We start from the raw sequence: 10,544 nt of genomic DNA, 5'->3' as shown, positions 1-10,544 counted from the left end.
CACCACTGTATCCGATACATCAGTGCATCCAATACACGGACGTATGGATAGACTGGCCCCTTGACACACCAAGGAGTTGCCGTGACCTCTGAGCACGCCACCGACGTCGGCTCCGGGTCCTCCGTCGAACGTGCGCTCGCCGCGGCGCTGACCCCCCGACGCGAACGAACCCGCGAGCGCCTGCTCGACGCTGCCTTCACCGTCTTCGCGCACCACGGCATCCGTGGCGCGTCCATCGAGGCGGTCTGCGAGGCCGCCGGGTTCACCCGTGGCGCCTTCTACTCGAACTTCAGCAGCAAGGAGGAGCTGTTCCTCGCGCTCGCCGAACGTGCGATGCGTCAACAGCTCGCCTCGCTGGAGTCCATCGGCAAGGAGCTGGAGCCGGACATCGTCCGGGGCGGCTGCGTGGACCAGGACGCGATCCGCACCATCCTCTCGGTGGTGGTGACCGACCCTGGGGACGCGCGGCAGTGGTCGCTGATGCGCGCGGAGCTGGAGCTGCTCGCGATGCGCGACCCGGCCGTCGGCCGGCCGTTCCTGGCGCAGGAGGAGATGCTCCGTACCGAGGTCGGGGCCGCTATCGAGCGGATCCTCGCGGACCTGGGCCTGCGGTTCACCGTCGACCAGCGGACGGCGGTCGATCTCCTGCTCAGCATCTACGAGTCGTCCGCCCGTGCCGCCGTGGTCGCACGCCCGACGGCTGAGGACGGCGATGCCGCACCCGACACCGCCGTCCTGAGCGAGCTCGTCAACCTCCTGGTGACGACCGCCGACTGATCCTGTCCCCGCTCGTCACCAGCTCGCGTTGGCCGCCAGCTCCAGGGCGATCTCCTGCCACCACTGGCCGGCCGCGGGGCCGCCGTTGCACGCGCCGTCCGACTCGCCCGGGAGCTTGACCCACAGCAGCGCGTCGAGCGACGTCGCGTCGGCGACGAGCCGCGGCTGCTCGCCCAGCGCGCGGCCGCGCGGGTTGCACCATTCCCCGTTGGAGCCGTTGCCGTTCCGCGACGTGTCGATCACGTACGGTCGCCCACCCACCTGTGCCGACACCTGTTCGGCGTACGCCTGGGTGTCCGCTGTCGTCTGGTAGTTCGAGGTGTTGAGCGCGAACCCGACGGCGTCCGTGAACCCGATGAGCTGCAGCCGTCGCGCGGCCTCGCTCGCGCTCAGCCACCCCGAGTGCCCGGCGTCGATGTAGACGCGCGCCCCGGCGTCGGTCAGGGCGGCCGCCGCGTAGCGCAGGTATCCGACGCGGTCGCCCTGGCCGTCGCAGTCGCCGAGCTGAGCCAGGGCGTCGGGCTCGAGGATCACTGTCGGGTTGCCCTCGATGCCGGTCGCCACCGTGTCGACCCACCGTGCGTACTCGCTCTCCGGCACGCCGCCCCCTGAGTGGTTGCCGCAGTCGCGACCGGGGATGGCGTACACGGTCAGGATGCCGGTCTGCCCCGCCGCCGCGGCTCGGCCCGTGTAGTCGGCGACCTGCTGGCGGGTCTGGTCGGCGTCGGCCCAGTCGCCCACCCAGTACGCCTGCGGGGTCAGCGCGATCTTCGCGAGCAGCTCCTTGTCCTGGCCGCTCGCCGCTTCCCACGCCGCGTACGCCTGCGTGGTGGGGTCCACGTAGAGGTCGGACGCGGCGGGTTCCGGCACGCTCAGGCTGGTCACGCCTGCTGTGGCGGTCTGCGGCACCGCGACGGCGCCGGCGGTCATGAGTGCGAGGGCTGCGGCCAGGGCCGCCGTCCGGGTACGACGTCGTACGCGAGGCATGGCGCTCTCCGTTCAGTCGGGTTCACCCCGGCCGGGCCGGCCGGGGTGTACCCGCGTGACGCTATGGAGAACGCCGCTGCCTCGGAAGCCCGCGAAACGTTTAGGCGAGGGCCTCGTCGACCAGTGCCTTCGCCGCCTCCTGGACCTCGGTGAGGTGCTCGGCGGACACGAACGACTCCGCGTAGATCTTGTAGACGTCCTCGGTGCCGCTCGGCCGCGCGGCGAACCACGCGTCCGCCGTCGTGACCTTGAGGCCGCCGATCTTCGCACCGTTGCCGGGAGCCTCGGTGAGCTTGGCCGTGATCTCCTGCCCGGCGAGCGTGGTCGACGTGACGTCCGACGGTGACAGCGCGCCGAGCCGGGCCTTCTGCTCCCGGGTGGCCGCCGCGTCGACCCGGGCGTACCAGCTCTCCCCGTAGCGCTCGACCTGCGAGGCGTGGTGCTCGGACGGCGTGCTGCCCGTGGTCGCCGTGATCTCGGAGGCGAGGAGCGCCAGCAGGATCCCGTCCTTGTCCGTCGACCAGACACGGCCGTCCTTGCGCAGGAACGACGCGCCCGCCGACTCCTCCCCGCCGAACCCGACCTCGCCGGACAGTAGGCCAGGGACGAACCACTTGAAGCCGACCGGCACCTCAAGGAGGCGCCGGTCCAGTCCCCCGGCCACCCGGTCGATGAGGGCTGACGACACGAGCGTCTTGCCGATCGCGGCACCGGTGGGCCAGCTCGGCCGGTTCCCGCCGTACAGGTACTCGATGGCCACCGCGAGGAAGTGGTTGGGGTTCATGAGGCCATCGGCCGTGACGATGCCGTGCCGGTCCGAGTCGGCGTCGTTGCCCGTCGCGATGTCGAAGGGCGCCTGCCCGGTCGAGCCGTCCACGCCACCCGTCATCCGCTGCACCAGCGACGCCATCGCGTACGGCGAGCTGCAGTCCATGCGGATCTTGCCGTCCCAGTCGAGCGTCATGAACGCCCACCGCGGGTCGACCCGCGGGTTCACCACGGTGAGGTCGAGGTCGTACCGGTCGGCGATCTCACCCCAGTACTCGACCGACGCCCCGCCCAGGGGGTCGGCGCCGATCCGCACTCCTGACGCGCGGATGATCTCAAGGTCCAGCACGTTTGCGAGGTCGTCCACATAGGAGGACAGGAAGTCGTGGCGGTGCGTCCGCTCGGCGCCCAGCGCGGTGTCCAGGGACACCCGCTTCACCTGCCCGACGCCGGTGCGCAGGATCTCGTTGGCCCGGTCGGCGATCCACCCGGTCGCGGCGGAGTCGGCAGGGCCGCCGTGCGGTGGGTTGTACTTGAACCCGCCGTCGCGCGGCGGGTTGTGCGAGGGCGTCACGACGATCCCGTCCGCCAGCCCGGCGCCGGATGCGGCCAGGCCGGGCGTCCCCTCGGCGAACCGTGTCTGGTTGTGCAGCAGGATCGACTGGCTGACGGCGGGGGTCGGCGTCCAGGAGTCGCGGGCATCGACCATGACGTCGACGGAGGCCGCGGCGAGCACCTCCAGCGCCGTCTGCCAGGCGGGGCGGGACAGCGCGTGCGTGTCCCGGCCGATGAACAACGGGCCGTCTGTGCCCTGACCACGCCGGTACTCGATGATCGCCGCGGTGATCGCGACGATGTGGGCCTCGTTGAAGGCGTGGTCGAGGCTCGACCCGCGGTGGCCGGAGGTACCGAACGCGACCTGCTGGCCAGGGTCGTCAGGGTCGGGCGAGAGGTCGTAGTAAGCGCCGACCACCTGGTCGACGTCGATCAGGTCGCTGGGCTGGGCGGGGGTACCGGCACGCGCATCCATGCAGGTGATACTGCCAGGTACCGGGCACGTCCGCCGCGATTTCCAGGCGCGACCGTCGCGCCCGGGGTGCTCGAGGGGTGCTCGGGTCACGCCGTCGTAGGCTGGAGACATGTTCCCGCCGATGCTGCCCGAGGTCCCCTCGGTCCACCCCAGCGAGCTCGACCCGACCTCCCCCGTTCCCGACGGGTCCACCCTGCTGGACGTGCGCGAGCAGGACGAGTGGGACGCCGGCCACGCCCCCGGCGCCGTGCACATCCCGCTGAGCGACCTCCCCACGCGGTACGGCGAGCTGGACGCCGACTCGCAGGTCCTGGTCATGTGCCATTCCGGCGGGCGTTCGGCACGCGCGACGCAGTGGCTCAACGACGCGGTGGGCTTCGAGGCGACGAACCTCGACGGCGGGATCGTCGCCTGGCAGGGTGCAGGACTGCCCGTCGAGCGCTGAACCGCCCAGGGCCTGCCCCGACGCGCTACCTGGTGGCGCGGGGCTGGCTCGGGTCGGTCTCGTTCCAGACCCGGTCCAGCGCGGTGACGACGTAGGTGTAGTCCGTGCCCGCTTCGGCCGAGGTATCGAGCCACGACTGGACGCGCCCGCCCGCTGAGCGGAACGTCCCCACGAGGTTCGCCGGGTCGTTCGTGTCCACGAGGTCAACGGCGCCGGGCACGCGGTACACGGCGAACGACGTCGCCCGCCCTGCCCTGGTGCCGATGTCCGCCACGTGCAGGCGCACGCCGTCACGTACCCGGCGCGCGTTCGCGAGGACCGGGGTGACCACGGGATCGGCCGGAAGGTGCGGCATCGGCGGCATCAGCGCCGGGTACTGGTAGTGGTCCTCGACGACCTTCGACATGCCACCCTGCGCGTCGAGGGGAATGTGCTTCGCGGAGTAGTAGACGTTGCCGTGGATCGGACCGACGTCGCGGCTGACCTCTCGGCACAGGTCGAGGTGGTTGGTGAGCTCGTCCGGGTCGGTGAAGACCCCGCTCGTCATCTTGTACAGCGCCTCGCCGACGTAGAGCTGCGTGCCGGACTGCGCCGCGACCTCCGCCCACCACGGGACCAGGGCCGCGTAGTCGGCGACCGCGAGCCCGATCTGCCAGTAGATCTGCGGGTTGATGTAGTCGAGCCAGCCCTCGAGCACCCACTTGCGGGTGTCGGCGAACTGGTCGTCGTACGACTCCGAGCCGCCGGTGTCCGAACCCAGCGGATCTGTGCTGGAGTTACGCCAGATGCCGAACGGGCTGATCCCGAACTTCACCCAGGGCTTGGTCTCCTTGATCCGCTCGCTCATCGTCTCGACGAAGCGGTCGACGTTCCCGCGTCGCCAGTCCTCGATCGTGTCGAAGCCGTCGCCGTACCGTTCGTAGGTTCCCGCGTCGGGCAGCACCTGGCCGGCCACCGGGTACGGGTAGAAGTAGTCGTCGAAGTGCACACCATCGATGTCGTAGTGCTCGACCGCGTGCAGGATCGCCCGCTGGATGTGCTCCGCCGCCTCGGGGATGCCCGGGTCGAAGTAGAGCTTGCCGCCGTAGGCCCACACCCAGTCCGGGTGCTGACGCGCCGGGTGGTCGGGGACCAGCTGCCCAGGATCGGTCTGCATCGACACGCGGTACGGGTTGAACCAGGCGTGCAGCTCGATGTTGCGCTCGTGCGCCTCCTTGACCATGAACCCGAGCGGGTCGTAGCCCGGGTCCTGGCCCTGCGTGCCGGTCAGGTACTGGGACCACGGCTCGTACGGGCTCTCGTAGAAGGCGTCGGCCGTCGGCCGCACCTGCACGAACACCGCGTTCAGCCGGTTCTCCTCCGCCACGTCGAGCCAGTGCAGGAACTCGGCCTTCTGGGTGTCGGCGTCGAGGCCGCTCGCCGACGGCCAGTCGATGTTGACCACCGAGGCGATCCACATGGCCCGCAGCTCGCGCTTGAGGTTCGAGGCCGACGACGGCTGCGGCGTGGCATTGCCCGTCATGGCTGGTGCGCCGAGCGCGGTGGCCGGGTCGAGGGCGGCGATGGTGACACTGATCGCCGCGGCGGCAGTGCCCGCCGTCGCCATGGTGAGGAACTCGCGGCGACCGAACCCCGAGGTCAGCCCGGACAGCTTGGCCGGCGGATGCGACGTGGTGCGCGCATAGGCGGGCATGGGTGTCGCCTCATGGCGGGCGGGCTGCCTCACGTGCTTGACCTCCGGTACTGGCTGCTGGGGGTTGGTGCCGTGGTGCTCTCTGTTGTGTTCGTACGCTGTACTGCGGCAACTGCTACGTTGGCCGGCGCCGGTCCGGGAAACACTGAGGTGACGAACAATGCCACCGGGCGGCGCCGTGGGGAAACTCTCGCACATGTCGCTTCGGATGTGAAGTTTGCAGTGTGGTCAAGATTGTGGAACTTACTTTCACACCTCCTTGCCAACAACCTTTGCGAACGGTCGCGCGTGAACAGCGCGTGACAGAACAGATGATGAACCCGGTCAGCCGAGCCCGGCGCCTCGCGCGCGGCGTCGCCTACGGCGCGCCGGCGCTGCTGCTGGTGGTAGCCCTCGTCGGCGTCGACTTCTGGCCGTTCTCGGCCTACCGCCTGTTCAGCACCGTCCGTAGCGACGCGACCTCGAGCCAGCGGCTGGTGGTGAGCTACGGCGACGGCACGGAGCAGGCGGTGAGCTGCGTCGATCATCCCGTGCTGCGGGAGACCATGCGGTTCGTGCCCAGGCTGCCCGACGTCGACGCCAGGACCCGGGACGTCATGCTCGGCACGTGGTTCGCCGACTGCAACATCGACGGCGCCGACGTGGTGCGGGTCCGCATCGACAAGGTGGACCGCGCCGTCGACCCGGTCACGCACGTGACGACCGAGACCGCCCTGACCACGGTGTGGAACGAGGTCCTGTGAGCCACCTCGTCCGCGCCACGCTCAGCCTGGCCGGATGGCTGGGCCGCAGGTTCGACGCCGCCGTCGTCGCCCCCGGCCGCCCCGGCCCCGTGGTCCTGCTCCGGGTGGCCCTTGCCCTGATCATCGCGCTCCGCCTGCTGGCGCACGACTGGAGCCTCGTCGCGGAGCGCCCCGCCGAGCTCACCTCGCACCTCTGGATCCTGGGCTGGCTGCCGGGGCTGTCCCCGTCGGTGCTCGTCGCGATCCAGGTCGTCGGGCTCGCCGGCGTGGCGCTCGTGGTGATCCGCCGAGCTCCCCGAGCCGGCCTCGTTCTCTCGTGGCTCTCGCTCCTGGTCCTCGCCGGGCTCTGGGGCGCGTCGGGAAAGTTCCACCACAACGACCTTCTGCTGCTCACCGCGACCTTTCCCGTCCTGTTCGCGCGCGCACCGGACCGCTCGAACCGGCCTGCCGCCGGCGACGTGGCCGGAGACATGGCCGGCGACGGAGACGGGACCGCCCGCGCGATCACGTGGGGATGGACGCCACGGGCCGCGCTCGCGGTGGTCGGCTGCGTCTACTTCCTGACGGGCCTGCAGAAGCTGCGGCACAGCGGCCTGACCTGGGTGTTCTCCGACAACATGTCATGGGTGCTCCTGCAGGGCGCCGACTCCTCGCCGGTGAGCCCCGAGCTCGTGCGCGCGCTGGCCGAGACCCCCGTGCTACCTCAGCTGCTCGCCGGCGGTGCGCTGGCCCTGGAGCTCGGCGCACCGCTCCTCCTGTGCTGGCGGCCGACCCGGCTGGCGTTCGCCGGTGCCGTGACCGCCATGCACCTGTCCATCTGGGTGTGCCTGGGGCTCGACTACTCACCGTGGTGGCTCACCGTGTGGGCCGTCACGCTCGCCACCGGGGTACCGACCGGGTGGGCGGCGGTGCGGGACAGGATCGTCCTGCGTCGAGCAGCCAGGACCGGCCCTCGCGCTGGGCCCGGGGCCGGGGCCGCAACCGGATCCGGGCCGGAGAGCACCCTGGACGTACCGGTGGCACACGGATGAGCGACGGCGTCGTCGTGGTCGGTTCCGGGCCCAACGGGCTGGCGGCGGCGGTCACGCTCGCCCGCGCCGGCGTCCCCGTCACCGTGCTGGAAGAGCAGGAGACCGCCGGCGGCGGAGCCCGGACGCTCGACCTGGGCCTCGCACCCGGCGTCGTCCACGACATCTGCTCGGCCGTGCACCCGATGGCGGCCGCCTCGCCCTTCTTTCGCGGGCTGGACCTGGCGTCGCTCGGTGTGGAGCTGCTGACGCCCGACGTGTCCTACGCCCAGCCGCTGCCCGGCGGCCGGGCGGGGATCGCCCACCGGTCGCTCTCCGCCACGATGGCCGGCCTCGGCGCGGACGGTCCGGCATGGGAACGCCTGCTGGGCGGGCTCGCTCGACGGTGGGACCGCCTGGCCGAGCTGGGGCTCGGCGACCTGCGGCGCGTGCCGGGCCAGGTACGCCCGCGCGACCTGCCGCTGCTCACCCGGCTCGCCCTGGGTGTGCTGGAGCAGGGCACACCGGCGTGGGGAGCCAGGTTCCGTGGTGACGTGGCGCCCGCTCTGCTCTCCGGTGTGGCCACGCACGCCATCGCCCCGCTGCCATCGGTCCCCGCGGCCGCGGTGGCTCTCGTGCTCGCTGCCCTCGCACACTCCCCGGGCGGCTGGGCCGTTCCGCGGGGCGGCTCCGGAGCCCTCACGGAGGCACTGGTCCGTGACCTGGAGCGGCACGGTGGCACCCTCGTGACCGGCCATCCCGTGCGCACCCGTGCGGACCTGCCACCGGCCCGGGCGTACGTCTTCGCGACGGCGCCCGGCGTCGTCGCGCGGATCCTCGGCGACGAGCTGCCGACCCGCGTGCGCCGTCGGCTCATGGGGTTCCGGCACGGCAACGCCGCCGCCAAGGTGGACCTCGTGCTGTCGGGTCCGGTCCCCTGGACCGTGCCCGACGTCGGACGCGCCGGGACCGTGCACGTCGGCGGGACCAGGGCCGAGACCGCAGCCGCCGAACGTGACGTCGCCGCCGGACGGCACGCCGCACGGCCCGTGTGCCTGGTCTCGGACCCGGCAGTGAGCGATCCCGGCAGGGAGGTCGGTGGCCTGCGCCCCCTGTGGGCCTACGCCCACGTGCCGGCCGGTTCCGACGTGGACGTCACCGAGGCGGTGATCCGCCAGATCGAGCGGTTCGCCCCCGGGTTCCGGGATGTCGTCGTCGCCGCACGCTGCGTGCCGGCCGCGCGGATGTCCGGCCACAACGCGGCCCTGGTCGACGGCGACATCCTCGGCGGCGCGCTCACGATCCCGCGCCTCGTGTCCGGCCCCGCGCGGTGCCGGGACCCCTACGCGACCGGAGCGCCGAACGTCCTGCTCTGCTCGTCGTCGACGCCGCCAGGACCCGGGGTGCACGGGCTGGGCGGGCTGTACGCCGCCCGCCGCGTGCTCCGGCTACTCGGTGCGGACGTGGGGTAGCCGGCGCCCGCGGGCTCACTCCTCAGGGTCGTCCCGGAGCAGGTCGTCGTACTCGGGCGCGTGCTTCCGCACGTACGCACGGATGTAGGAGCACTCGGGCACGACGGTGCCGCCCGCTGCGCGCACCATGGCGAGCGACTCCTTCGCGAGCCGGCCCGCCAGGCCCTGACCCTCGTATTCCTCGAACACCCTCGTGTGCACGAAGGTGACGGTCCCCGAATCGACCTCGTAGGCGGCGAAGCCGGCCAGAGTGCCGTCGATGCTCACCTCGAAGCGGGACTTCTCGGGGTTGTCGGCCACTGTCACCTGCGGTTCGTCGGTCATGCCGACAATCGTGTGCCCTGGAGGCGGCCGCACGCCACCCGCCCTCGATGGCCGGCCCGACGCCTGCGACAAAACAGCAAGAGCTCTGTCAGTGGCCGGTGGGACACTCGAGCCGTGCCAGAGACCGCCGCTCCAACCCGCTCCAACCCGTACACGGCAGTCCTGCGTACCCCCGGCGCCCTCAGGTTCTCCGCGGCCGGATCGCTCGCCCGTCTGCCCATGTCGATGGTCGGCATCGGCGCCGTGCTCATGGTGCAGGGCCTCTACGACAGCTACGCCATGGCGGGCCGGGTGGCTGCGGTGCTGGGGCTCGCCCAGGCCTTCCTCGCGCCACAGATCGCGCGCTGGGTGGATCGTCGGGGCCAGCGGACGGTGCTGCTGCCCGCACTCGCCGTGTCCGCCGTCGGCCTGGGCGGACTCATCACGGCTGCCGTGCTGGGCGCTCCCGAGTGGGTGCTGTGGCCGTTCGCCGTGCTCGCCGGCGGCAGCCAGGGCTCGTACGGCTCCATGGTCCGGGCGCGCTGGAACCATGCGCTCGACGACCCGCGCCGTCTGCACACCGCGTACTCGCTGGAGTCGTCGATCGACGAGCTGGTCTACATCGTCGGCCCGGTGCTCGCCACGGTGCTCGCGACGGCGGTCGCACCCTCGTCGGCCCTGGTCCTCGCCGTGATCGTGGCCGTGGTGGGCGGCCTGCTGTTCGTGGTGCAACGCACCACGGAACCGCCCGTCGTGGTGCCCGACGCCGAGGTGCGCAGCCGCCCGGTGGTGCTCACGCCCGGCATGCCGGTGATGGTGCTCGTCTTCGTCGCGATGGGCATCATCTTCGGCTCCATGGAGGTCGCCACGGTGGCGTTCGCCGAGGAGCTGGGCAACAAGGGGATGGCCGGCGTGGTGCTCGCGATCTTCGCGCTCGGCTCCATGCTCGCGGGACTCACCTACGGTGCCCGGCACTTCAGCAGTCCGGCGGCGCGCCGGTTCGTGATCGGGATGGCGGCACTCGGCCCGGGGGTGTCCCTGTACTTCCTGGCGAGCTCGCTCTGGACGCTCGCGGTCGTGCTGTTCGTGGCCGGGCTGGCAGCGGCGCCCACCATCATCACCGGGAACGGCCTGGTGCAGGACATGGTCGGTCGGCACCAGCTCACCGAGGCCCTGACGTGGGTGGGTACGTCCATCGGCATCGGAGCCTCCCTCGGGGCGTGGCTCGCCGGGGCCCGCGTCGAGGTGGCGGGTGCCGATGCGGGCTTCCTCGTCACCGTGGGAGCGGCCTGGTTCGCGACCCTGCTGACCCTCGCCGC

10 protein-coding genes are annotated in these 10,544 nt (G+C 71.7%); 6 read left to right on the top strand and 4 right to left on the bottom strand.

All coding sequences use genetic code 11. The features are described from left to right. Positions 1-81 precede the first annotated feature (81 nt). Positions 82-777 carry a helix-turn-helix domain-containing protein gene (locus AB0F40_RS15650; RefSeq protein ID WP_357469083.1) on the top strand — a complete coding sequence of 232 codons (696 nt, stop codon included), beginning with the start codon at positions 82-84 and terminating at the stop codon, positions 775-777. Between the two features lie 15 nt (positions 778-792). On the opposite strand, the gene AB0F40_RS15645 is transcribed toward AB0F40_RS15650, so the two are convergent. Together AB0F40_RS15645 and pgm are read right to left on the bottom strand one after the other, a co-directional pair. Further along, positions 793-1,764: a glycoside hydrolase family 6 protein gene (locus tag AB0F40_RS15645; RefSeq protein WP_357469081.1), complete on the bottom strand. Its 972-nt coding sequence runs from the start codon at positions 1,762-1,764 to the stop codon at positions 793-795. Positions 1,765-1,864: 100 nt separating this feature from the next. After that, a complete protein-coding gene (pgm, locus tag AB0F40_RS15640; RefSeq protein WP_357469078.1) occupies positions 1,865-3,562 on the bottom strand; it encodes a phosphoglucomutase (alpha-D-glucose-1,6-bisphosphate-dependent) in 1,698 nt (565 codons plus the stop codon). A 109-nt stretch (positions 3,563-3,671) separates the two neighbouring features. On the opposite strand from pgm, the gene AB0F40_RS15635 reads away from it, so the two are divergent. Next, positions 3,672-4,007, top strand: coding sequence for a rhodanese-like domain-containing protein (locus AB0F40_RS15635; protein ID WP_357469075.1), 336 nt, complete (start codon positions 3,672-3,674; stop codon positions 4,005-4,007). 25 nt (positions 4,008-4,032) lie between these two features. Here the strand turns inward: AB0F40_RS15635 and AB0F40_RS15630 are convergent, their stop codons facing one another. Beyond that, on the bottom strand, positions 4,033-5,700 hold the full coding sequence (locus tag AB0F40_RS15630; RefSeq protein ID WP_357469072.1) for a family 10 glycosylhydrolase: 1,668 nt from the start codon (positions 5,698-5,700) through the stop codon (positions 4,033-4,035). A 299-nt stretch (positions 5,701-5,999) separates the two neighbouring features. Here AB0F40_RS15630 and AB0F40_RS15625 point away from each other — a divergent pair, with 299 nt between their 5' ends. The 3 genes from AB0F40_RS15625 to AB0F40_RS15615 are packed head-to-tail and all read left to right on the top strand — an operon-like array spanning position 6,000 to position 8,922. Continuing rightward, a complete protein-coding gene (locus AB0F40_RS15625) occupies positions 6,000-6,443 on the top strand; it encodes a hypothetical protein (RefSeq protein ID WP_357469069.1) in 444 nt (147 codons plus the stop codon). After that, a complete protein-coding gene (locus AB0F40_RS15620; RefSeq protein WP_357469066.1) occupies positions 6,440-7,474 on the top strand; it encodes a hypothetical protein in 1,035 nt (344 codons plus the stop codon). The genes AB0F40_RS15625 and AB0F40_RS15620 overlap by 4 nt, the downstream gene beginning before the upstream one ends. Beyond that, positions 7,471-8,922: an NAD(P)/FAD-dependent oxidoreductase gene (locus AB0F40_RS15615; protein WP_357469064.1), complete on the top strand. Its 1,452-nt coding sequence runs from the start codon at positions 7,471-7,473 to the stop codon at positions 8,920-8,922. Before AB0F40_RS15620 ends, AB0F40_RS15615 begins: the two co-directional genes overlap by 4 nt. 15 nt (positions 8,923-8,937) lie before the next feature. Here the strand turns inward: AB0F40_RS15615 and AB0F40_RS15610 are convergent, their stop codons facing one another. Continuing rightward, complete coding sequence (locus AB0F40_RS15610) at positions 8,938-9,246, bottom strand: GNAT family N-acetyltransferase (protein WP_357469061.1); 309 nt, start codon at positions 9,244-9,246, stop codon at positions 8,938-8,940. Between the two features lie 114 nt (positions 9,247-9,360). On the opposite strand from AB0F40_RS15610, the gene AB0F40_RS15605 reads away from it, so the two are divergent. After that, positions 9,361-10,544, top strand: a 1,184-nt coding sequence (locus AB0F40_RS15605) for an MFS transporter (protein ID WP_357469058.1), incomplete at its 3' end; no start/stop codon positions are given.

The sequence above is a fragment of the Promicromonospora sp. NPDC023987 genome (assembly GCF_040639055.1).
In the GTDB taxonomy this organism is placed as follows: domain Bacteria; phylum Actinomycetota; class Actinomycetes; order Actinomycetales; family Cellulomonadaceae; genus Promicromonospora.
Note: the sequence above shows the minus strand (reverse complement) of the source record. Positions and strands in the feature narration are given on the sequence as shown.